A 23,633-nucleotide genomic window follows, 5' to 3' on the forward strand; every position below is an offset into this window, starting at 1 on the left:
ACACCCAGAAGTTTCAATCTTGGAAAAACCAAATATGGAATCAAAATTTAATAGAAGAGAATTTATCGGACTGGTCGGAGTTGGTTCAGCAGGGCTCTCCTTTTCACCGTTGTTGCTCTCTAGCTGTGAAAGTAACGATCCATCTGTGCCATTTGGTGTTTGGAAAGAAATGATTGCAGCCTTGGAGCAAAGTCCAGATCATCTTCTAGGCAGAAAAAAGGCCTTGGTCGCTGCCAAAGACCCGAAGGCCATGGTTGAATTTGTGCGGGACAGCCTTCAAATGATCCCTGAAATTGGGCAATTTCTCCACCAAGCAAACCGTATGTCCATGTATGGGACCGAAGTCGCTCTTAGATGCGGATTGGCCACCCCCCGAGAAAAAGCTGAAATCTTGAAGAACATGCTCACCGAAGCGGGTTTTGAAGCAAGAGTGGTCTTGGAAGCAACAGAAATCACCGAAGAGGATGTAAAAAACATTGTGTTTCGTACCAATCGTGCAGAATTTGCTCCACCCATCAGTAAAAAACAACTTAAAAAATGGAAAAAATTATTGGGTGCCAACAACGGCAGTGGGAGTGCCCATGAAATATCCGAATTGGATGAAAAATGTACCAGTCTGGCAGATAATCTTATCTCCCAACTTACCGATAAAAATGTTTCTTCCATAAAACCCAACTCCTTCCGCTTTCACCAAAACGAAGTCCCTTCTGTGATATATGTCCAGAACGGAGTAGAACATTACGCCCATGTTTTTGACCCTGAAGTAGCTGTCGGCCAATTGCACCCAAGTAACAAGGACAAGAAATTTAAGAACGCCCCAAAGCTTTCAGAAGTACGTGAGGAAGACATCAAGATATCACTGACCTATAGGACCGCCATTGATTTTTGGGAAGAAAAGGAACTCCTTTCCGGAACATGGAACCTGAGCGATCTGATGGGCAGCACAATGCAGATTCTGTTCATGAAGAATATGGATTTCACCCAACAGGCCACAAAGTCCATTTCCGACATCAGTACATTCACCCCCTGTTTTGCCTATCAGAAATTTGATAAGGACTTGTCCTTTATGGAAGAACGCTCGCTTGTGGGCAAGCCCATTACCTTGGAAGGTAAGGAAATCCTTAAAAACGTGGTAGTCAAAGAAGAGAGTGGAAAGCTTGGAGATGTTTCACAAGTAGAGACTTTTGAAGTAAAGGCCACAGCAATGGCTTTTCCAAAAGTGAAGTTAGAGCTATACCCAAAGGACCGATCAGGAACCATTGTTGAAGGATTGTCCGCTGCCAATTTTAAGATAACCGATAATGGTAAAGCCGTTACCGGGTGGTTGGAACAAAATGTGTTTTCCCCAAAGATCATGCTGCTGTATGATACCTCTTTGAGTATGCCATCAGAATACCGGGGAGACGGTGCAAAAGAATTTGCAGCATCGCTGGAAGCAATGGTAAAGGAAATGTATCCGCATGCCATGGTCATAAGCACGGCGACCACTTCCAATGTTTACACCTCTCTACTAAAGGCCAAACAAAGCGATTCTGACCTCATCCTATATGCCACTGATGGTCATAATGACGATCAATTCCAAGCCGAATACAAAGATGTGTACGAAACGGGACCGCCAGCCATTTTGTTGAATGTTTTTAATGTTGATACCTTTTATAAACACTTACGGGAAAATTTTGACTTTAATGAGATTCCTGCCGATGACCAAGAAAAAACAAAAGAGAAAATCCGAAACATCATAGGGGATATGACTTTTCCACCCTATGTGCTTACCTACCATTCTTTTGAAGAGGCCACAGAACATCGCATCAACGTATCCATTAAAGAAAAAGAACTTTCGGACAAGGCCACCCTAAAATTTCCTGAACAAAACGACCTTTATTTGGGCGAACGCATCATAGGGCTTTATGTTGAGATGAGTTGGAGAAGCACTAAAATAAAACGTACACTGGCAGGTTGGGACAACTATTTGGATGTAAATAGGTTCACACCGAGCCGAAAGTATATTGACGATGTGCATGAAATGATGCTGGGCGGGGGCCTATTGGCATTCGAACGGGAAGCCCCTACTTTGTCCGTCAGGCTCACAGAATACCTAAAGTCAATGATCAGCAATGAAGACTGGTTTATGGCACAACAGCAGAACGATACAAAGAAAGCGGTAGAAGCATTGGAAAAAGGCTCACTTGGTTATCCACCATTGTTGCTTACCATGATGCAGCCCTTAAGTAATCATGCCACAGAGCAGTCGGTCACCTACCCTACCCAATTTCGATCCTGTTTATTAAGAATGAAGCCTGGGTATTATGAGGACAAAACAAAAATCCTCTTCGATTATTTGCCCACTGCAAAATATGCCAGTGTGACCCGAAAGGGAACCAAAAGGGAAAACCTATATGAAACCATTAAAAAGACCGCACAATTTGCCTTTCTGGAAGAAGCAGTGTTTGACGAAAGTGCCGTAAAACAGTTGCAGGGGCATGACCTGGTCTGTTTGCACAATGTCCGGAACAATCCTGAATACCACTACCATATTCTGAAACAAAAAGACAAGGTTTTCCAACACCGGATTTTCAGGGAAAACCAATTGTCTTTTTTTGACAAGGAAATGAATGTTTCATCCTATTATGAAATAGATCGAAACACAGGGGAGCTTCGGGGAATTTTGCCAGATGGAAGCGGCGGCGGAAGCTCCTCGACAGCGGAACAATTATTAGCGCTGAAAAATGTGATTGATGAATATAAAAAAGTGTTGGCGGGAGTTCAGCTCATGATGATGATTCCGGGAGCTGCAACATCTGCGGCCCCGATCGTGGCATTGTACAGCATGACCTTGGTGAAATTGTATGCCTTTGCCACTGAGGCCATTATAGTGATGAATCCCGATAAACTGGAGGGGCAGGTAAACTTGGCCTTGAAAGAATTGGCCTGTAATGTATATAAAAGTATCATTATGACTTTTATTGGAAAAATGGGAGCTGGAAAGGCACAAGGAGTCATCACCGGCATGGACGGGTTGGAAAACTTAATAAACATGATGGGGGATGATGAATTTTCATTTTTGCCCTGCCCATCGGCTTAAAATATTAATTGTTGGCGTTACGTGATTTGGTTAAAATTGGAATTTGGTGATTACTTCTTTAGAGGAACTTTTGCAAACCAGGTGTTGTTCTCTTTAGAGCGGAAATATCCTTTTTTCTTGATAGAGTGCAGGCAGGAAATTGTAATCTAATTCGCTTGTGGCCAGATTGCGTGTCACATTACGCACATCCATATTTTGAAGAACTGTTTGCACCAATACGGGTTGACTTGAAGCCTATCTGGAAAGAGAAATGCTTTATTGAATCATTCTGAAGTCAAAAAGTAGCCCCGGCAAGAATCGAACTTGCATCTAAAGTTTAGGAAACTTCTATTCTATCCATTGAACTACGGGGCCATTCCATAAAATGGATTGCAAAAATAGGGTTTTTGATGGATTTTATGCAAACACACTAATCTATTTACATCAAAAAAATGGGGGAACCACCTAACTTCGTTTTGCTGTTTCTTCCTTCAATATTTTTTCCAGATAGGAACGCGACAATGGCTTATCGACATATCCCGAGATCATTCCGTTTTTTTTCGCTATGGCTCTATCTTTTGTGTTAGTAAAGGCAGAAAGAACGTACACACTTGGAAGTAAATGTCCTTTGAACAAATTCTTTAAATTTTCCAAAAAATCCCACCCATTCATTCCATCCATAACCAAGTCCAAAAAAATAATATCGGGCAATCTGTTCTGCTCCTCTATCGAACTCAAACAAGCCTGTAAGCCTTCTTCTCCGCTGGAACAAGTAACAATATCAAAATTGCCGTGGGATTGCTGTATGCAGTATCGAGTCGCAAATTGCGACACCAAGTCATCGTCTATGATAAACGTAGTTAACTTCATGTAGGAACTATTACGTAAGTTTGGGGAGAGCAAAGCTAGAAGCAAACCATCAATGCGCCATTCATTTTCGTTGTTTGGCCCAAATATACCGTTGAGTCAACCTTAATGAGGCAATTTACTCCTAACAATACCATATACAAAAGCTCCGAGAATAGCACCCATAAGCACCAGAATTATAGGCCAATAACCCGCTCCTACCAATATATAAATGGGTCCAGGACATGCCCCTGCCAACGCCCAACCCAATCCGAACATTGTTCCTCCCAAGATATATCGAGCAAAAGATTTTTCCTTATCCTGTATGTTTATCACTTCCCCAAAAAAGGATTTGGTTTTTGATTTTTTGATCCATTGCACCAATACGATTCCAACTGCCAAGGCTGACCCAATAATGCCATACATATGAAAAGAATCCAACTGGAACATTTCATAGATCCTGAACCATGATGCTGCTTCAGACTTGTACAAAACAACACCTAAAAATGTGCCTATGATGATATATGCCAAACTTCTCATGACTCAAAAATTAAAGGGAATAGCAAATGAACCATGATGAGTCCGCCGATAAAAAATCCGATGACGGCGATCAAAGAGGGCCGCTGTAAGTTGCTCAATCCAGAAATGGCGTGTCCCGATGTACAACCTCCGGCGTAACGAGTGCCAAAACCAACCAAAAATCCAGCTACCAAAAGAATGATCCACACTTTGAGATTCGATAACGCCTCCATACTAAAAAGCTCTGTGGGCAAATAGGCCTTTCCTGCACTGTCAAAACCAAGTTCTTGCAGTTTGGTCACGGTTTTATCCGAAATATTGACGGCCGGATTGGGAGAAAGCCAATGTGCCCCAAAAAATCCACCGATCACAGCGCCAAGAACGACCAAAAGGTTCCATCGTTTTGATTTTACATCTATTTTGAAGTAATCCGAAAACTTTCCTGCCCCACCAATGGAGCAAAATGTCTCCAAGTTGGAGGACATTCCAAATTTTTTGCCCATGAGTATAAGCAGCGCCATGATGATAGCGATAAGTGGGCCCGCCACATACCAAGGCCAAGGTTGATAAAGCATTTTAGTGAGGTTTTGGACAAAGGTCACCAAAATGCTTCAATAAACAAACTTGTGGGATATCAGCAGCAGTTCTTATCGGAATCTGAAACTCCAAATTTCTTCAGAATGTCTTCCAACAAACACCACTTAGTGAGCGATGATTGCAGCAAGTTGGCCCCTACAAATGCAGTAAACCAAAGCCAATTGATATTTACATAGATGGCCAAGGCCAAACTGATCAGCACAAAAGACCCTGCTACCCCTCTTACGATTCTATTTCTCATTTCTTGATTTTTAAACGGTTCTTTCAATGGGAATTTCCACTGCCCTAATCGGGTTGGTGGTCTCGCTGTTTTCGTTGAATTGTTTTATCAGTTTGAACAATTCGGTAACTTTTTCGTCCTCGGTGAACGAAAAGAACATGTTCGATGCTGCTCCCCCTTTTTCACTGGGAAACCAACTGCTGGTGTACATCAGTGGTGCGGCACTTTTATACCCATCTATATCGGATTCGCTGAAACTTTCCACACCGGCCTTCTTGAACAGTTTGAAGACTTCGCTCTTATATTCCTCGACCGTGGTAACAATAATCATTTTCATTTTACTTGTAGTTTTTACGTTCAATCAAATAATACACTAGTGGCACCACCAATAGCGTCAAAATGGTGGACACTATGGTTCCTCCCATAAGTGAAATGGCCAAACCTTGAAAAATAGGGTCGAACAAAATCACAAAGGCTCCTATAACCACGGTGCCCGCGGTCAATAAAATAGGCGTTGTACGCACGGCACCAGCTTCTATCACGGCCTGTTTCAAAGGAATATCCTCCTTGAGCCTCAAATTGACAAAGTCAATCAGTAAAACCGAATTCCGCACCATGATACCCGCCAGAGCTATCATACCAATAAAGGATGTAGCGGTAAAAAATGCCCCGAGCAACCAATGCCCGAGCACAATCCCGATCAATGAAAGTGGAATGGCCACCATCATCACCACAGGTGCCTTAAAGTTTTGAAACCATCCAACAATCAACATATAAATGATGACGATCACCCCTAAAAAAGCAATTCCCAAATCCCTGAAGACCTCAAGAGTTACTTGCCATTCGCCATCCCATTTTACAGTGTAGTCATCTTCAAATTGGGGCTGTTCCATATAAAGTTCGTTGATGGAATATCCTTGTGGAAGCTCCAATTGGTTCAACTTGTCCGTCATACCCAAAATGGCATACACGGGACTTTCCAGTTCACCTGCCATATCGGACATCACATAAACCACTCTTTTTTGATTCTTTCGGTAGATGCTCTTCGCCTTGATGCCTTCTTTGACTGTAACCAAATCACCAACGGAAACCATATTTCCTTGTTGGGATGCTATTTTTATTTGTTTGATTTCATCCAAGCGGGATTTATCCTTTTCGTCAATAGAAAGCACAATTCCAATTTGCTCAAAGGCATCTTCGCGATACATATGGGAAACCGGTTGCTCACGGAAAGCCATCGCCATTACTTGGACAATTTGCTGCGGAGTAATGCCATAAAGCATCGCTTTTTCCTTGTCGACCACAAAATCATACTCCACTTGGTCATCCTCGACCCTCCAATCCACATCCACCACATCGGTCGTGTTGTTCAAGATGCCCTTCACTTTATCAGCAAGTGCTATCTGCTTGTCGTAATTGGGTCCGTAAATCTCGGCCACTATGGTCGAAAGCACGGGAGGCCCTGGCGGCACCTCAACAATTTTGATGTTCGCTTGGTACTTTTTGCCCAATTCCTGAATCTTCGGCCTGAGCAATTTAGCAATGTCGTGACTCTGCTCGCTCCTGTCATGTTTATCTACAAGGTTGACTTGGATATCGGCCATATTGCTGCCACCGCGCAGGTCGTAGTGCCTTACCAAACCATTGAAGGTTATCGGAGCAGAGGTGCCCACATATGCCTGATAGTTGACCACTTCGGGTCGTGTGGATAGATATGCGCCTATTTCCTTGGTCACTGCCGATGTCCGTTCCAAGGTAGTGCCTTCCGGAAGGTCTATGACCACTTGGAACTCGTTCTTATTATCAAAAGGAAGCATTTTTACCGCCACTGATTTGGTGAAGAACATGGCCACCGAGGCCATTAGCAACAAGAATGTAATCCCCAAGAACAACCATCTTTTTTTCTTGCTTTCGATCAAAGGTCTCTCAAATCGAGCGTAGGCTTTGTAAATAAAGGTCTCCTGAATTTCGACGGGTTTCTTTTCCTTTTTCTTCTTTTTGTCCTTTTCCCTTAGGAAAATGTATCCCAAATACGGCGTTATCGTCAAAGCCACAAACAGCGACAACAACATCGCAATCGAAGCTCCGATGGGCATGGGCGACATATAGGGGCCCATCAAACCGGATACAAAGGCCATGGGCAATACGGATGCAATTACCGTAAACGTGGCCAAAATGGTAGGGTTGCCGACCTCGTTGATGGCATAGATAGCGGCATCTTTGAACGGCAAGCGTTTCATTTTAAAATGACGGTGCATGTTCTCCGCAATAATGATGGAATCGTCCACCACAATACCCGTCACAAAAACCAAAGCGAACAAAGTGATTCGGTTCAGGGTGTAATCCAGCATATAGTAACTCAGCAAAGTCAATGCAAATGTGATGGGAACGGATAGGAACACCACTAGTCCTCCTCGCCATCCCATGGCCAACATGACCACAAAGGTCACTGCAATGATGGCCCCGATCAAGTGCATCAATAGCTCAGATACTTTTTGTGATGCGGTTTGTCCGTAGTTACGGGTCACTTCGACCTTTACCTCATCTGGAATGAGCGTTGTTTTCAGGTGGTCTACCTTTTCCAGTACCACATCGGCAATCTGCATCGCATCCGCACCTTTTCTTTTGGCAATTGATATGGTGACCGCGGGATATTCAGATTTATAGGTCTCCGCTTTTTCACTGGCAGCACCAAATCCTAGGGAAACATAGTTTTTTGGAAGCTCTGGGCCATCCAAAACGGTGGCCAATTGCTTCAAATAAATGGGTTGACCCTGTTTCGTTCCCACAATCAAGTTTTCGAGATCTTCTTTGGTCTCCAGAAAATTTCCTGTGCTGATATGGAACTCTGTATCATTGTACAGGAAGTTACCGGCATCCATTTGCTGATTGTTGGCCTTGATCATTTGGGCAACGGCCAACATATCCAATTCAGATTCCGCCATTTTATCCTTATCCAACACCACGCGAAGTTGGGGACTGCGCCCTCCTATCCTTTTGGTGATGGAAACCCCGTTTACTTTTTCAATCTCGTTGATAAGCTCTCCTGAAATCTGCCTCAACTGAAAATCATCGTACTCCTCGCTCCAAAGTGTCAACGCCAGCATGGGCACATCATCAATGGCACGGGTTTTCACCAAGGGCATCGTCACACCGGCGGGCATTTCGTCCATATGCTTGTTGATCTCATCGTATAGGCGCACCAAAGATCTTTCGATATCCTCTCCCACATAGAACTGCACAATGGCCATCCCCTGCTCTTGCATCGAGGTGGTGTACACGTATTCCACACCTTTAATGTTGGATATAATTTTTTCCAGCGGTTTTGTGATCCTGGATTCCACCTCGGTTGGGCTGGCCCCTGGATACCCCACAAATATGTCCGCCATCGGCACATCTATCTGTGGTTCCTCTTCCCTTGGGATAAGGAAAGAACTGTACACGCCAATGACCATAAATACGATCATTAGGAGCACCGTTAGTTTAGAGCTGATAAACCCTTTGGCTATTTTTCCTGCAAGTCCGTCTTTCATTGTTAGCTTTTTTGGGTTATTGAATGCTTACTTTGACCCCGTTGTAGAGTTTTCCTTCGGCGGATACGATGTACTGATCGCCCTCGGACAAGCCTGACAAGACCTCTACTTCCGCTCCATAATTTTCGCCCAATCGCAACCAGCGAAGCAAGGCCACATCATCTTGGCCCAAAGTGTACACCCCTGTGAGTTGGCCTTTATGCACCAAGGCTTCGGACGGTACGGTCACAACAGTTTTACCTTCGCTTCCGTTTTCCGTTTCGAGCCTAACGGTGGCATACATCCCCGACAAAATCTTGGCATCCGTTTTGTCCAATGATACTTTCATTACGTATTGTCCTCCGGTATTTTGTGCGGAGGCACTCAATTCCGATACTTTACCGGTAATTGTGGTATCCAGAGCCTTGATCAAAACGTATGCTTTGGTCCCCGCTTGGATGGCCGAAATGTTGTTCTCCGCTACCTTGGCCTCCACCTCAAATCCGCCAGGGGATTCCACTGACACCAAAGGGACCCCTGGGTTGGCCATATCGCCCGCATCGATGTAAGTATTGGTAACCACTCCGCTGAAGGGCGCCCGAATGTTGGCGTAGGCGAACTGGGAGTTCACTTCGTTCTTCATTTGGTTTGCGGCCTCCAATCTGGCCTTGGCCATTTCGTAGCGCGCGGTCATATCATCCAGTTCCTTTTGGGAAGCACTGTTTTCTTTAAAAAGGTTCTGGAATCGTTCATAATCTTTCTTGGCATTGGCAAACGCTACCTGTGCCTCGGTAATGGAGGCTTCCACTTGTGCTTTTTTGGCGCGTAGGTCCACATTGTTTATGGAGATCAACAAATCACCCTTGTTTACTTTCTGGCCAATTTTCACGGGCAGGGATTCCACGTAGCCCATCATTCGGGTACTCAAGGTGGCACTGTTCACCGCCTTTATTTGACCACTGCCTGCCATAATGGTGGAACTATCGCCCAGCTCCACATCGGCAACGGTTACGGGAACCGCCTCCGTGATGTCCGCAGTTTGTTTCGCGTCACTTACACACCCCATCAGGAAGAATCCCAAGGATACGGTTAGCATAAAACTTTTATATATCGTAGTGTTTTTCATCTTACAATTGTTATTTGGTTAAAAATGTCAATAGGGATTGTGCCTGATTGTAGTCAAAAATGGTCTGATAATATGCCAATTGTTTTTCGGCATAGGTGGCTTCCGCCCCCAACAAATCTGTTGTTTTTTCCAAACCTTCCTTAAATCGATTGGTGCGGATCCTCAATGATTCTTCGGATTGCTCCATAGCCAATTTTGAGGTCTCGAGCCTGCTTTTCGCATCCTCGACCATCCGTTTGGTGCGTTGAAGCTCCATAGTACTTTTGGCGACGTACTGTTCGTATTCCTGTTTCGCTTTTTCATAACTTGTTTTGCTCTTTCCCACTTTGGCAAAGCGTTGGGATCCTTTAAAAACATCCCAGCTCAAACTTGCCCCGATAATGTATCCTTTGGCATCGGCCTTAAAGATTTGATCATCGTACATTTCGTAGCTCGCAAAGGCGTTCAACCTTGGCAAAAACGTCATATTGTCGGCCCTCATGTTTGCTTTATACGCTTCGGACACCAAATCCATCGCTTTTATATCGGCCCTGTCCACCAATGAACCTTCCGTAGTTTCCGCAAGATTCTCCGGTATGAGTTCTTCTGATGGCGCATAGACCACGTCCCCTTCTTCATTCATTAAATAGGATAGATAGTCCGATGCGTTTTGCACATTGCTCTTGGCTGTCTTCAACTGATCGGAAACTTCGGTCACCCGAACTTTTACCTCCAACAGATCCGCTTTTTGAAGCAATCCCTGATCGTAACTGTTCTGTGCCATGTTCAGGTTGGCGTTTGCCGCTTCATGTGCCTTTTGCAACACCGCAACAGCTCTGTGGGCCAATTGCAGTTGTCCGTAGGCCTTTTGAGCTTCAAAATCAAGGTAATCACGGGTGCGCATGGCCTGAAGTTCCTTGGCCTCCATAGTGGTTTTTGCTGCTTTACGCTGGTAAAATCCGTCCAAATTGATCAAGGGTTGTTCCACCGAAACTTTGGTGGCATAGTTCTCGATCTGGTCGGGATTGTTCAAAAGGGCGGGGTTAAAATCTGCCTGGGTCAAGATTTCTTGGTTCAGTTTGGAACCGAACGCCATCAATGGGTTCGTGGTGGCCATTCCCGTATGCGACACAGCGATCTGCGGCAAAAAGATGGAGTTGGAAAACCTATAATCGTATTTGGCCATTTGGGCTTCTTGCTCGGAAACCTTAATGCTGGCATTGGACTCCTGTACCTTGACCAGGACATCCGCCAAGGAAATCTTGATATGGTCTTGGGCAAACAGTTGCCCCTGAGTCCAAATTAGCGTAGCTATAATTAATCCTCGTTTCATCTACTTATTTAGTTTGAAGCAAAAGTAGATTTGGCAGGGCACCTACACAGTAACCTGGGTTACCGAGAAAATTTCAAAAAAAACACCTCAATACGAAGACATCCAAACAAAGCAAGCCTGTATTGAGGTGTTCCACGATAATGGAAGTAAGTGACTAAACATTTCGGGTTCCACCGTGCCCGCCTGCCACCACGATCAGTACCTTAATGCTCAAATAAATGAACTTAAAGAACTGGATAATGGGGTTCATCATCGTAAATCGTTTGTATTTTGAGATTCTTCGTGTCATAACTTTCTATTCTGGGATTAACCACCAAAAGGGTTTCATTTTTGCTTTATAAATAAAGGCGTAATGCAGTGCCAACTTCAACCAGTGACCTGCAAGACCGATTGTGCCAAAGGTTTTACCCAATTTTCTTCCTTGGGTATCGGGATATTTATTGTAATCGGGAACAATGGGATAGGTAGTGATGCTCACACCGCTTCCCGTGGTCGTACCAAAACCTGCGGAGGCAATACACGCTGCGCCCATATTTCCCATAGATCCTTTGTGATGGAGCTCATTATTGGAATGCTTGATCATCCCAATAATGTTATCGGCTACCAGTTTGGCAGTGATTCCCGATGGCATACCCGTTCTTGGCGGAGCAGGGGTAATATCCGTTCCGTTTTTGCTCTTCCTGGGTTTGGAAATGCTGTGGGGTGGTGCAAAAGCAATACCGGGAGCAAAAATATTGGCGTACGATGGGTTTTGATACGTTTCCGGCCAATCCTGAACACTCCATTCCTCATAGGGCTTGGGGGTGTAATCGGCATCCACGATCATAAATCCTCTAAAGAGTTTATCGGTAATATCTCCTCCCTCTTTATCGTAAGCTTTAAAACCGTGGCCCGAAAACGAAGGTATCAGCATCGCAAAGTCGTACTTTTTCTTTTTATATTCTCCATCCAAGGTCTCGTAATGGACCACTCCGTCCTCTACTTTACTGACTCCAGCTTCCAAAATCCATTGAATTCCTCTGTCTTCAAAGATCATTTCCACCATTTCGTTGGATTTCATGATGTTGCTTCCATAGCTCATCAGCATACCGTCCATACCAAAATCGCCGAGATTGTATTCATTGGAAATCCAAGTGATTTTGGCCATATCCCTCACTTTGTGCTTTCGGAGCTCTTGCTCAACATTCAAAATATACTCGAAGGCGGCTCCTTGACAGGTGGATTTCGCATGTCCCGTACCAATCAATATTTTCGTTTTTTTGCCCGCTTTCATTTGCTTGATGAGCCCTTCCAGTGCGATCCAAGCTTCTTGGGCGTGGGTGTAGGTGCAAACAGAGTGGGTTTTGTTTTTGCCCGGAGACAACCCTTCCGTGGCTTCAAAATTGAGTTTGGGTCCCGTGGCATTGATCAGGTAATCGTAGGTTACCTTCTCCCGTGTTCCTTTTTCATCGCCCGTAACATATTCAGCCAGTATATAGGGTTTGATTTCTTTCGAATCGCCTTCGGGATGAAAACTGACCGCTTTGGCCTGTTTATAATCAATATGCTTTTTGGCGTACAGGGGCGCCAATGGGAATAGGATATCCTTTGGCTTCATTCTACCGATCCCGACCCAAATATTGGACGGCACCCATTGGTAGTTTCCATTGGGGGACACCACCACAACCTCATGCTCTTTGGAGAGCTTTCTTCTTAAATGGGAGGCTGCCACATGACCTGCAATACCAGCTCCCAATACGACTATTTTGGACATTTTTGAACTATTTACCCAAATTTACTCGCCCTCAACCACATAGAAAGTGACCTAGGTCACACAAAAAAAAAGAGCACCGCGTTTGGTGCCCTTTTCTTCAATTGGAACAAAAAATCTACAATCAATAACTGGTCTCGTCCAATTTAACCTTTCCCCAAAAGGTCCTGTACACGAATATGGTGTAGAAAAGCACCAAAGGTGTGCCTATAGCCACTATGGTCAGCATAATCTGCAAGGATTTTGTGGAGGATGCCGCATTGTAAATGTCAATATTATACTTTGGATCTATGCTGGAGCTGAGCAAAACAGGATACAGCTCAACCGCTACCAAGACCAATAAAAATGCTATGGTCAACGAGGAGAACAGAAACGCCCATTTGTATTTGCGCTTTTCGGCCAAACGGGGCACATTGGCAATACTGAGAAACGTGAGCAAAGGCACCACGAACAAAACCGGGTTACTTTTAAAATCATCGGACAGATGGGGAATATAGATCAAGGTATACAGTGTGGTTATCGAAAAACTTAGTATGAACAATATCATTCCACGTTTTAACAACCTAGTCAGTTTGGCAAACAATCGCCCTTCGGTTTTCAGTAAAAGAAATATGGCACCATGCGTCATAAACAAGAACAATGTGGTAAAGCCCGTCATCAAGGCATAGGGGTTCAAAAATTCAAAAAGCACACCTCCTTGATACTGGTAGTTTTCGCCAATGGCTATTCCTTGCAATACATTGCCCAGCACAACACCCAATAAAAAAGCGAGCATTATACTTGAAATACTGTAGCAAACATCCCAGAGCCTGCGCCACCACAACATGGCTTCCTTACCCCTAAACTCTATGGAAATGGCCCTAAAAATGATGAACAACAAAAACAACATAAAGGGGATATATAAAGACGAGAACATCGTGGCATACATTACCGGAAAACCAGCAAAAAGTGCTCCTCCACCAATGACCAACCAAACCTCATTCCCATCCCAAACCGGGCCAACGGCATTCAATGCAATTCTACGGCTGTTCTCTTTCTTTAGAAAGAGATGCCATGCCCCTGCTCCAAAATCAAAACCATCCAATATGGCATATCCTGAGAAAAGTCCTCCTACTACCAAAAACCACCAAGTGGGATAATCCAATCCTAAAAACGTTTCCATAAGCTTAGTTCATCATATGAGTTAGTGTTCCGCCAAAAGGGGTGTCGTCCGATTCCGATTCTTCAAAAGGCCCATGTTTGATTTTCTTGTGCAATAAGTAAATGAACAATACGAATAACAGGGCATATACCAAAAAGAACAAAATCAGGGAGAACATGATCTGATTATCAGAAACGGCCTGTGAAAATGCCTCATTGGTCCTCAAAAGACCGTAGACCACCCATGGCTGTCGGCCCATTTCGGCTGCAAACCATCCCACTTGATTGGCAATCTGCGGAAGAAATACGGCAAATACAAAAATCCAAAGCAGCCATTTTGTATGGAAGAGTTTCCCCCGCCACCATAAAAATGACGCAAAAAGGGTCAAAAATATCAGGGCTATCCCTATGGCCACCATGATGTGATAAAATTGAAACACTGCGTTTATCTGTGAGGGGCGTTCATCTTCGGGAAAGGCATTGAGGCCCGTTATGGGTGCATCAAAATCATCTTCCACCAAAAAGGACAATCCTCCTGGCACCTTGATTCCGGATACCTCTTGGTTTTCCTTGTCCACCCAGCCCAAAATGTACATGTCCGCGGGTCCCGATGCTTCAAAATGGCCTTCGAGTGCCGCTAGTTTTGCCGGTTGGTTCTCCGCTACTCCGTCCGCTGATTGATGTCCCGTGAACAATTGGCCCAAAGAAAAGACGGTGGCAACCACCAAGGCTATCTTAAATGCTTTCTTGGAAACCTCCACATATTTTCCTTTTATCAAATAGTAGGCGTGGACACTCAATACCAGAAAAGCTCCTGCCAAAAATGCACCGAGCCAAACATGGGTCAATCTATCCATACTGGAGGGATTGAATACCATGGCCCAAAAATCGGTGATCTCGGCCCTGGCATCCATTCCTTCGCCCACAATATGGAATCCCGCTGGTGTTTGTTGCCAACTATTGGCCACAACGATCCAAATGGCGGAGAACATGGAACCCAGAAAAACTCCAATAGTCGACACTAAATGTACCCAGGGCTTGACCCTGTTCCAACCGAACAACAGAACGCCCAAGAATCCACTTTCCAAAGCAAAGGCAAAGATACCTTCGGCAGCAAGGGCACTACCGAACACATCCCCTACATATCGGGAATATACTGCCCAGTTGGTACCAAACTCAAACTCCATGACAATGCCCGTTACAACACCAATACCGAATGTCAAGGCGAAAATTTTGGTCCAGAAGCGAGCCAACTTATGGTAGGTCTCGTTTTTGGTTCTGATATAAATGCTCTCAAAAATGACCAGCAGTAGACCAATGCCTATACTTAAAGGCGGATAGATATAATGAAAGGCTACTGTGAACGCAAATTGAATCCGGGCAAGAATTTCGGTTTCCATGAATAATGTTTTGTGCCTCAAAAATAAGGAGCGGAACACGTTTTATAAGTTACCCATGTTACAAATGAAATGGATTTAACATAAAAAGATCTGCTATGCTAAATCCATTTCTCTTATGTTTGGTCAGTGTTATTTCTTACCGCTGTTCATCAAGGCGAATACTGCAATCACAAGAACAATGACAACTAGGGCAAAAACGCCTATCATCCAGATGCCGTTTTCCCATGATACCAATGGAATATTTATTAATGATTTCACGATGTATTGGTTTTAAGTTTGAATCAAATTTAGTTGCTAAGGAATAGCCAAAACATGATAATGCTCATAAATCCTTGACAAGCATCCGAACTTTAAACACTCGCTATGCAATTCTGTGTTATTGAAAACAAAAAAGGGGGCGTCTAAAAAGCATTTCTACCCCTCTATAATTTGCGTATTTGAGAATAGTTATCCGATACCTACCCGAATAAAAAAGAGGCTGTCTTGACTTTTTAGACAGCCTCATTCTTATCAAACAACCAAAAAACCTAGTTCTTGACCTTGCAGGTATTGATTCCCAATAGGGTGTACAACGGACAAAAACTTACAAAACTTGTCAAAACAAATATCACTGCAAAGGCCAAGAGTACATAGGCCAATGTTCCTGTTATTACATTAAAATAGTACAATGCTCCTACACCAAGTGCTAGGATAATCCGAATTGTGCGGTCTGCACCGCCCATATTTTTTTTCATAATGGATAGTTTATGATTGTTGCATACAACTTATTTTCAAAAATCGTATCAGCTTGCACCTTGCCTCTTATTGATTTTCAAATATTTACTTCAAAAGTAACGGTTCATCACGGATTGTCCGGTAACCTTGGTTACATAGCTTTGTTTATTTTTATGATACATTTAAATTTTGACCTGAATGAACAGAAGAGGTTTTACAAACAAAATTTCGTTGGCGGCCGTGGCCAGTATATTGGGTTTAGAGATCGTATATGGCCATCGGATGCCAAAAGGATATCGACCACTAGGCCTACAGGATCCCGATCCCTTTAAAATGTTCCACAAAGACAAGGAAATGGTTGTGCTCAACAACAAACCATGGAATATGGAGGCTCAGGCCCATTTGTTGAACGATGACATTACTCCCAACAAATATATGTTCGTTCGCAACAATGGAAGAATTCCTGAGAATATTGAAGCTTCCCAATGGACATTGACCTTAGATGGTGAGTCCGTCAAAAACAAAAAAACCTATTCCCTGGCAGATTTAAAAGATAAGTTCCAACACTACACCTATCAATTGACTTTGGAATGTGGTGGAAATGGCCGAAGTGAATTCAATCCACCCGCAAAGGGCAATCAATGGACTGTCGGAGCGGTTTCTTGTGCCGAATGGACCGGAGTAAGGCTTCGCGATGTCCTTGAAGATGCAGGAATCAATTCCGACGCCGTTTATATTGGCTACCATGCCACGGATACCCATTTGAGTGGCGACCCAAATAAGGAACCTATCTCCAGGGGCGTTCCAATTTGGAAAGCACTTCAAGATGAAACCTTGCTCGCTTTTGCCATGAACGGGGAGGATATTCCATTGGCACACGGTTTTCCATTGCGATTGGTCTGTGGGGGGTGGCCCGCCTCCACGTCGGGGAAATGGGTCAATCGAATCAGTATCAGAAATAAAGTGCACGATGGTGAAAAAATGGGGGGCACCTCGTACCGTGTCCCTTGCGAAACTGTTGCCCCGGGCAGCAAGGTCGAAGATTCTGATATGTGCATCATAGAGTCCATGCCGGTAAAGTCCTTGATAACCTACCCAAAAAGTGGAGCACTGATCAAACAGGGCCAAACATTGAACATCAATGGCCATGCGTGGGCAGGTGAACTTGAGGTTTCAAAAATGGAGTATTCCATCGATTTTGGCAGTACTTGGCATACCTGTTCCCTTAAAAGACCCAAAAACCGTTTGGCTTGGCAACATTTCAACGCAACGGTATCATTTCCCAAAAAGGGCTATTACGAGGTGTGGGGAAGGGCTACGGACACCAACGGAAAAGCGCAACCAATGGTACTTCCGGGGTGGAACCCAAAAGGCTATCTCAACAATGCTTGCCATCGTATAGCCGTTAAAATTGTGTAACATGGGCAAGGAGTTTCAAAAGCAGGTGCGTTCACTTTCCAAAAGCTTACTTTCTTTTTTGATTTTGATCTTGGTATTGTTCGGTGGTTTATACTATTGGGCAAACCACAAATCAAAACCTGAAATAACGGAAATTCCTTTGGAAGTATCCTCTGAAGATTACGACAAAGTAGAAAACGGTATCCACGTGGCCACAGGTTTTATTGATGATAGAGGAATGCAGGAGACCATACAAAATTGTACCGCCTGTCACTCCGCAAAATTGGTCACCCAAAACCGAATGAGCAGGGAAGGGTGGAAAGCTACTATAGAATGGATGCAAGAAACCCAGAACCTTTGGGATTTGGGCGCTAATGAGGAATTGATTTTGACCTATTTGGCCAAAAACTATGCTCCTACCGATAAAGGCCGCCGCCAAAATCTGGAGGATATTGAATGGTACGAGCTAAACTAGCTGTGATGAAATATATTGATGCTTTGGTCAACGGGTTTTTAGGAATGGTCCAATGGACCTGGAGATCCATTATTTTTGATGTTCCCTGGTACACCAATTATTTTTGGGGTTTGATTCTTATCTCACTCTTGGTATGGGGGCTGGAAATCCTCTTTCCATGGCGCAAGGAACAATCCATTTTTAGAAAGGACTTTTGGCTGGATATATTTTATATGTTCTTCAATTTCTTTGTATTCGCCATCATTATAAACGGGGTTTATAAAGTTTTGACGATACTTTTTAACGATTTCGGAATTACTTCAAAATCTTTGGCCATTGTGGATATTGCCAATTGGCCCCAATGGGTTCAGTTGCTTGTGTTTTTTGTAGTGCTCGATTTTGTTCAATGGTTCACTCATATCCTATTGCACAGGGTCCCTGCTTTTTGGGAATTTCATAAAGTACACCATAGCGTGAAGGAAATGGGCTTCGCTGCCCACATGCGTTTCCATTGGATGGAAAATGTTCTTTACAAACCCTTAAAAACTTTGGGATTGATGGTCCTCGGAGGGTTTGAACCCGAACAAGCCTACATTGTCCATTTTGCTGCCATTGCCATTGGACACTTTAATCATTCGAACATTAAACTGACCTATGGTCCTTTAAAGTATATACTGAACAATCCGGTGATGCACCTGTACCACCACGCCTATAATCTTCCCGAGGGGCATCGCTATGGAATGAATTTTGGAATTAGCCTGAGTCTTTGGGATTATATATTCCGAACAAATTATATTCCCGAAAGCGACGGTAAAATAGAGTTGGGGTTTCCCGGTGATGAAAAACTTCCGAAGAGATTCTGGGGTCAATCAGTATCCGGTTTTAGAAAAAAAGATAAAGGGTAATCTCCATCTAATTACCTAAGCCAACTTTCCACTCGCGCAACTTACAAACGATTTTGCCTTGTCCCCAAAACCATTTTCGTCATCAATGGTGGGATAGCCCATGCGTTTAAGGGCTTCTTTAATCAAGGAAGCATCATCGGCGCTTTGATGATCAAAGCTAACCGATGAGCTTTCCTTATCCACAATCACATTTTTAATTTCTTTTATCTCAGAAAGTTTGTTGGAGATGCTCTTTACACAACCTCCGCATTTTAAGTTTTGTACTTGAAAAGTAGTTTGCACAGCAACATGAATTTAATAGCACCAGTTTCTGTAGCCTCCCCTAAGGTCGCACACTTTGGCGAAGCCCAATTCTACCAATCGTTTGGCTGCCTTTTGGCTTCTGTTTCCGGATTGGCAATAAATAAATACCGGGGCATCTTTCTTCATCTTGGAAAATGCTGATTCGAAAGCGGAACCTTGAAAAAAATCAATGTTCTTGGCTCCATTGATGTGGCCAGAAGCAAACTCCGCCCTGGTCCTCACATCCACCAACTGCACCTTTCCGCGGGATATGGCTTTTCTATATTCTTCCCGATCCATTATCTGGATTTCATCGGGAAGGTTATGTTCTTTGAACAAAAAACCGAGTATTGACATAGTCTCATTGTTTTGTGAGACCAAAGTACTTCATACAACCCATGGCTGTCAGTAACCACGGTTACACAGCCCATCTTTTTAATCAATTTTCCAGTGGGATTTGGACTTATTTCAGTGTTGTGGGGCAAACATAGTCCGTAACGGGTATTCCAGCCTTTTTAATATCGGCAAAACCACCAGCTACATCCACTAAATTATGAATCCCTCTACTTTTTAAGATGGAAGAGGCAATCATACTACGATATCCTCCTGCGCAATGAACATAAAAGGTTTCTTTTTCCGGAAATTCCGATAGGTGGTCGTTGATGTAATCCAAAGGGGTCAAGTTTGCATTTTCCACGTGCTCTGCTTGGTATTCCGATTCCTTGCGGACATCGTATACCGGAACCTCCTCTTTTTCTTCTATTAATTCTTTAAGCTCTTCGGCATTGATGCTGTCCACGGTATCCGTTTCTTTTCCTGCTGCCTTCCAAGCCTCGATTCCGCCTTTTAAGAAGCCCAAGGTATGGTCAAACCCAACACGAGACAATCGAGTGATGGTTTCTTCCTCCCTACCTTCGGGAGTCACCAAAAGTATCGGTTGCTTTACATCGGCTACCAATGCTCCCACCCATGGGGCAAAACTACCGTCCAGCCCAATAAATATGGAACGTGGCACGTGCCCTTTGGCAAAATCATCTTGATGGCGCACATCGAGTACAACGGCACCTGTTTCATTGGCGGCCGCTTCAAAGGCATCTGGGGCAAGGGCTTGGGTGCCTCTTTCCAATACTTTATCAATATCCTCGTAACCCTCTTTGTTCATTTTTACATTGAGTGGGAAATATTGTGGTGGTGGCAAAAGACCTTCGGTCACTTCATCAATAAATTCATCACGGGTCATATCCGCCCTAAGGGCATAGTTCATCTTTTTCTGGTTGCCCAAGGTGTCCACGGTTTCCTTCATCATGTTTTTTCCGCATGCGGAACCAGCGCCGTGGGCAGGATATACAATAACATCGTCGGCCAATGGCATAATCTTGTTGCGCAGACTATCGAACAAGGTTCCTGCCAATTCTTCTTGGGTCATATGGGCCGCTTTTTGGGCCAAATCCGGACGGCCAACATCTCCAAGGAACAAGGTGTCCCCACTAAAAATGGCATGGTCCTTTCCATTTTCATCCCTCAACAAATAGGTAGTGCTCTCCATGGTGTGACCGGGTGTATGCAATGCCACTATGGTGATTTTACCCAGTTTAAACTCCTGCTGATCTTTAGCAATAATAGCTTCAAATGAAGGTTCAGCGGTAGGACCGTATACAATGGGCGCTCCGGTTTCTTTGGATAACGTAAGGTGGCCGCTTACAAAATCGGCATGGAAGTGTGTCTCAAAAATATATTTGATCTTTGCTCCACTTTCCTTTGCTGTTTTCAAATAGGGGTCGATTTCCCTTAGCGGGTCGATTATTGCCGCTTCTCCTGCGCTTTCTATGTAGTAGGCGCCTTGTGCAAGACAGCCTGTATATATCTGTTCTATTTTCATGTTTTCCAGTTTTTTCAAATATAGTATTCTGCATCCGTAAGTTCAGTCACCAAAGTTACAAACTCTTGTTTTTGGACTGTAGGGACACTTTTTTCTGCATAAAGCTCCTTTCACTCTGTTCGGAACAACCGTTCACGGCATCGATTGTTTGTACGTACAGGTTCTCTTCCCCAAGGATATCCACAATTCCGCTACTGTACAAAATATCCCTTGTTGGACCTATGGCCGCTGCTATCAAAAAGTGGATGTCACGGTGCCTTAAATCCAAGATGATACGCTCCAACATGGAAGCGGCGCTGCTATCAATGTAATTGATAGGTTCGGCATTTAAAATGATATACCTAAGTACCGGACCTTTTTTTGCAATCTGCCGGTATAGTTGCTTTTTGAAATAATCCTTGTTGCCGAAATATAATTGGGCATCGAAACGTATCACCAGTTTATCGGCTTCCACCTCCACATCGCCCGAAAAGCGATCTATATTTTTAAAATAGCTTGTATCCTTGATTCTTCCCAATACCGCCATATGTGGCTTGGATATCCGGTAGACCAACAACATTAAGGACAATAATACCCCGAAAAGGATTCCCTCCATCAACCCAATGAACAGTGTCATCAAAAAAGTGGCGACCAACAACAGGAATTCATCCTTTCTATTTTTCCAAAGTACCCACGGATATCTTAAATCGATGAGACCCGATACCGAAACAATAATAATGGCCCCCAACACCACTGCTGGAAGATTATAGAACAAAGGGGTAAGAAAAAGTAACACCCCTGCAATAATCAGGGTGCTAAAAATCAATGACATTCCTGTTTTTGCCCCTGCTTTGTCGTTCACGGCGGTTCTTGAAAAACTTCCCGATACCGAAAAGGACTGGAAGAATGAACCTAAAATATTGGCAATACCCAATGCTCGGAGTTCTTGGTTGGGGTCCAATTCATACTCGGGATGCCTTTCCTCTACCGTTTTGGCTATGGAAACGGATTCCATAAATCCGAAGAGGGCCACGGTTATGGCTATGGGCATAAGTTGCCCCATCTTGTCCCACTGGAACTCAGGGGCCTGAAAACCGGGAAGTCCCTTTGGGATATCTCCCACAATATGGATTCCCAACGTATTAAGACTGAAAATAACCACGGCCAAAATGCCCAATACCACCAAGAACAGAGGCACTGGTAATTTTTTATTGAATCTGTTCAACAGAACTATAAATAGTATGGATCCCAAACCCATAACAAATGTAGGCCAGTGAATGTAGGGCAAGCTTCGGAATATATTCGCTAAAAGTTCATGTATTCTTCCTGACTGTGCAAAGTTGGTTCCCAAAATATGGTTCAATTGACCAAAACCTATAAGAAGTGCCGCAGCCGATGTAAACCCGCTTATGACCGGTTTGGACAAAAAATTGACAAAAAACCCCATTTTGAATATTCCCATAAGCAATTGCAGACCCCCGATAAGCAAAGTCAGGAAAAGTACCGTTGTGATATAGTCCTCCTTGTTGATTAAATTCAAGGCTCCTACACCTGCTGCCACCAATAATGAATCCATGGCCACGGGCCCAACGGCCAACTGCCTTGAAGTTCCCATTAAGGCATAGACAAGTTGGGGCACCAATGCAGCATACAATCCATAAATAGGGGGCATTCCAGCAATCATGGCATAAGCCATACCTTGAGGAATCAACATGATTCCCACTGTAAGACCTGCCACTAAATCGCTATTTAACTTTGAGCGATCATAGTTGGTAATCCATGATAAAAAAGGAAATATCCTTTTGAGCATGCAATTGGTTTTATGCAAAAATAGGTTGCCTAATGGCAATCCACAGTAACAAAGGGCACAAACTTAGAGATTCACAATTTGAATGTAATTTCTATGCAGTTCCAACTTCTTCATTTTTTCCAGTTTTTTTAGCAATCGGGAAACCACAACTCTTGAAGTATGGAGATCGTATGCTATTTCTTGGTGGGTATTTCTTATTTGGTTGTCATTCGTAACCTCAACCTTCTTTTTAAGATAATCAACCAGTCTTTGGTCCAAGTTTTTAAATGCAATGCTATCCACGGTCTGTAGCAGCTCGTTCAGGCGGTTCTGATAACTTTCGAAAACATAGTTTCGCCAACCTTTGTACTTGCCCATCCACTCTTCCATTTTTTGAACAGGGACCATGACCAATCTAGTATCGGTTTCCGTAATTGCCCTGATCTCGCTCTTGGTCTGCCCCATACAGCAGGCCATGGTCACCGAACAGGTTTCCCCTTGTTCCAGATAGTATAGCAGTAGTTCATCTCCCTCCTCATCCTCCCGAAGCACTTTAATTGCTCCCGACAACAATAAGGGTATACTTCGGATGTACTGCCCAATGTCCATTATGGTCTCGCCCGCAGGAACTTCCATTAATCTCCCTTCTTCTAGGATTTCATCGATAAGGGGCTGTTCAAAATGGTTGCTGAATGTTGCTAAAAGCTCTTCTTTCATGTGATAAAAATACGTTCCTCTAAGGTAACCATT

The 23,633-nt window shown here is 43.8% G+C and carries 23 protein-coding genes and 1 tRNA gene; 4 read left to right on the forward strand and 20 right to left on the reverse strand.

The features are described 5' to 3' along the window. The first annotated feature begins 34 nt into the window (after positions 1-34). Entirely contained in the window at positions 35-3,082 is a 3,048-nt protein-coding gene (locus K1F36_RS14010) for a hypothetical protein (protein WP_220114392.1), read from the forward strand. A gap of 282 nt (positions 3,083-3,364) precedes the next feature. Here the strand turns inward: K1F36_RS14010 and K1F36_RS14015 are convergent. From K1F36_RS14015 to K1F36_RS14075, 15 genes are all read right to left on the reverse strand, one after another. Beyond that, positions 3,365-3,436: transfer RNA gene (locus K1F36_RS14015), tRNA-Arg, on the reverse strand. Between the two features lie 90 nt (positions 3,437-3,526). Continuing rightward, positions 3,527-3,931 (reverse strand): response regulator, encoded by a 405-nt coding sequence (locus K1F36_RS14020; RefSeq protein WP_220114393.1) that lies wholly within the window; start codon positions 3,929-3,931, stop codon positions 3,527-3,529. Positions 3,932-4,033: 102 nt separating this feature from the next. After that, positions 4,034-4,447 carry a DUF6691 family protein gene (locus K1F36_RS14025; protein ID WP_220114394.1) on the reverse strand — a complete coding sequence of 138 codons (414 nt, stop codon included), beginning with the start codon at positions 4,445-4,447 and terminating at the stop codon, positions 4,034-4,036. Next, complete coding sequence (locus K1F36_RS14030) at positions 4,444-5,001, reverse strand: YeeE/YedE family protein (protein WP_220114395.1); 558 nt, start codon at positions 4,999-5,001, stop codon at positions 4,444-4,446. The genes K1F36_RS14025 and K1F36_RS14030 overlap by 4 nt, the downstream gene beginning before the upstream one ends. A 59-nt stretch (positions 5,002-5,060) precedes the next feature. Beyond that, positions 5,061-5,264 carry a YgaP family membrane protein gene (locus tag K1F36_RS14035; protein ID WP_220114396.1) on the reverse strand — a complete coding sequence of 68 codons (204 nt, stop codon included), beginning with the start codon at positions 5,262-5,264 and terminating at the stop codon, positions 5,061-5,063. Between the two features lie 10 nt (positions 5,265-5,274). After that, positions 5,275-5,580, reverse strand: coding sequence for a hypothetical protein (locus K1F36_RS14040; protein ID WP_220114397.1), 306 nt, complete (start codon positions 5,578-5,580; stop codon positions 5,275-5,277). Position 5,581: 1 nt separating this feature from the next. Continuing rightward, the gene (locus K1F36_RS14045; protein WP_220114398.1) at positions 5,582-8,776 is read right to left on the reverse strand and encodes an efflux RND transporter permease subunit; all 3,195 of its coding nucleotides are present in this window, start codon (positions 8,774-8,776) and stop codon (positions 5,582-5,584) included. Between the two features lie 16 nt (positions 8,777-8,792). Further along, on the reverse strand, positions 8,793-9,881 hold the full coding sequence (locus K1F36_RS14050) for an efflux RND transporter periplasmic adaptor subunit (RefSeq protein ID WP_220114399.1): 1,089 nt from the start codon (positions 9,879-9,881) through the stop codon (positions 8,793-8,795). Positions 9,882-9,891: 10 nt separating this feature from the next. Continuing rightward, a complete protein-coding gene (locus tag K1F36_RS14055) occupies positions 9,892-11,193 on the reverse strand; it encodes a TolC family protein (RefSeq protein ID WP_220114400.1) in 1,302 nt (433 codons plus the stop codon). 154 nt (positions 11,194-11,347) lie between these two features. Then, positions 11,348-11,482, reverse strand: a complete 135-nt coding sequence (locus K1F36_RS20165) for a hypothetical protein (protein ID WP_258539073.1) — start codon at positions 11,480-11,482, stop codon at positions 11,348-11,350. Positions 11,483-11,488: 6 nt separating this feature from the next. Then, entirely contained in the window at positions 11,489-12,946 is a 1,458-nt protein-coding gene (locus K1F36_RS14060; protein WP_220114401.1) for an NAD(P)/FAD-dependent oxidoreductase, read from the reverse strand. Between the two features lie 121 nt (positions 12,947-13,067). Continuing rightward, the gene (cydB, locus tag K1F36_RS14065) at positions 13,068-14,105 is read right to left on the reverse strand and encodes a cytochrome d ubiquinol oxidase subunit II (RefSeq protein ID WP_220114402.1); all 1,038 of its coding nucleotides are present in this window, start codon (positions 14,103-14,105) and stop codon (positions 13,068-13,070) included. A 4-nt stretch (positions 14,106-14,109) separates the two neighbouring features. Next, positions 14,110-15,483 carry a cytochrome ubiquinol oxidase subunit I gene (locus K1F36_RS14070; RefSeq protein ID WP_220114403.1) on the reverse strand — a complete coding sequence of 458 codons (1,374 nt, stop codon included), beginning with the start codon at positions 15,481-15,483 and terminating at the stop codon, positions 14,110-14,112. 129 nt (positions 15,484-15,612) lie between these two features. Further along, the gene (locus tag K1F36_RS20170; RefSeq protein WP_258539076.1) at positions 15,613-15,741 is read right to left on the reverse strand and encodes a hypothetical protein; all 129 of its coding nucleotides are present in this window, start codon (positions 15,739-15,741) and stop codon (positions 15,613-15,615) included. A 269-nt stretch (positions 15,742-16,010) separates the two neighbouring features. Further along, positions 16,011-16,217 carry a YgaP family membrane protein gene (locus tag K1F36_RS14075; protein ID WP_220114404.1) on the reverse strand — a complete coding sequence of 69 codons (207 nt, stop codon included), beginning with the start codon at positions 16,215-16,217 and terminating at the stop codon, positions 16,011-16,013. A gap of 178 nt (positions 16,218-16,395) precedes the next feature. On the opposite strand from K1F36_RS14075, the gene K1F36_RS14080 reads away from it, so the two are divergent. Genes K1F36_RS14080 through K1F36_RS14090 form a run of 3 tightly spaced genes read left to right on the forward strand, consistent with a single transcriptional unit; the run spans position 16,396 to position 18,954 of the window. After that, complete coding sequence (locus K1F36_RS14080) at positions 16,396-17,616, forward strand: sulfite oxidase (protein ID WP_220114405.1); 1,221 nt, start codon at positions 16,396-16,398, stop codon at positions 17,614-17,616. 1 nt (position 17,617) lies between these two features. Next, the gene (locus tag K1F36_RS14085; RefSeq protein WP_220114406.1) at positions 17,618-18,070 is read left to right on the forward strand and encodes a monoheme cytochrome C; all 453 of its coding nucleotides are present in this window, start codon (positions 17,618-17,620) and stop codon (positions 18,068-18,070) included. A 2-nt stretch (positions 18,071-18,072) separates the two neighbouring features. Then, positions 18,073-18,954: a sterol desaturase family protein gene (locus K1F36_RS14090; RefSeq protein ID WP_220114422.1), complete on the forward strand. Its 882-nt coding sequence runs from the start codon at positions 18,073-18,075 to the stop codon at positions 18,952-18,954. A gap of 15 nt (positions 18,955-18,969) precedes the next feature. On the opposite strand, the gene K1F36_RS14095 is transcribed toward K1F36_RS14090, so the two are convergent. The 5 genes from K1F36_RS14095 to K1F36_RS14115 form a co-directional block, all read right to left on the reverse strand. Beyond that, positions 18,970-19,236 carry a heavy-metal-associated domain-containing protein gene (locus K1F36_RS14095; protein WP_220114407.1) on the reverse strand — a complete coding sequence of 89 codons (267 nt, stop codon included), beginning with the start codon at positions 19,234-19,236 and terminating at the stop codon, positions 18,970-18,972. 12 nt (positions 19,237-19,248) lie between these two features. After that, the gene (locus K1F36_RS14100; protein ID WP_220114408.1) at positions 19,249-19,593 is read right to left on the reverse strand and encodes a rhodanese-like domain-containing protein; all 345 of its coding nucleotides are present in this window, start codon (positions 19,591-19,593) and stop codon (positions 19,249-19,251) included. A gap of 106 nt (positions 19,594-19,699) precedes the next feature. Next, positions 19,700-21,115 (reverse strand): MBL fold metallo-hydrolase, encoded by a 1,416-nt coding sequence (locus tag K1F36_RS14105; RefSeq protein ID WP_220114409.1) that lies wholly within the window; start codon positions 21,113-21,115, stop codon positions 19,700-19,702. 55 nt (positions 21,116-21,170) lie between these two features. Further along, complete coding sequence (locus K1F36_RS14110) at positions 21,171-22,904, reverse strand: SulP family inorganic anion transporter (RefSeq protein ID WP_220114410.1); 1,734 nt, start codon at positions 22,902-22,904, stop codon at positions 21,171-21,173. A gap of 63 nt (positions 22,905-22,967) precedes the next feature. Beyond that, positions 22,968-23,600 (reverse strand): Crp/Fnr family transcriptional regulator, encoded by a 633-nt coding sequence (locus K1F36_RS14115; protein ID WP_220114411.1) that lies wholly within the window; start codon positions 23,598-23,600, stop codon positions 22,968-22,970. Positions 23,601-23,633: the final 33 nt, after the last annotated feature.

It is taken from the genome of Flagellimonas abyssi, from assembly GCF_019457905.1.
GTDB classification, from domain to species: domain Bacteria; phylum Bacteroidota; class Bacteroidia; order Flavobacteriales; family Flavobacteriaceae; genus Flagellimonas; species Flagellimonas abyssi.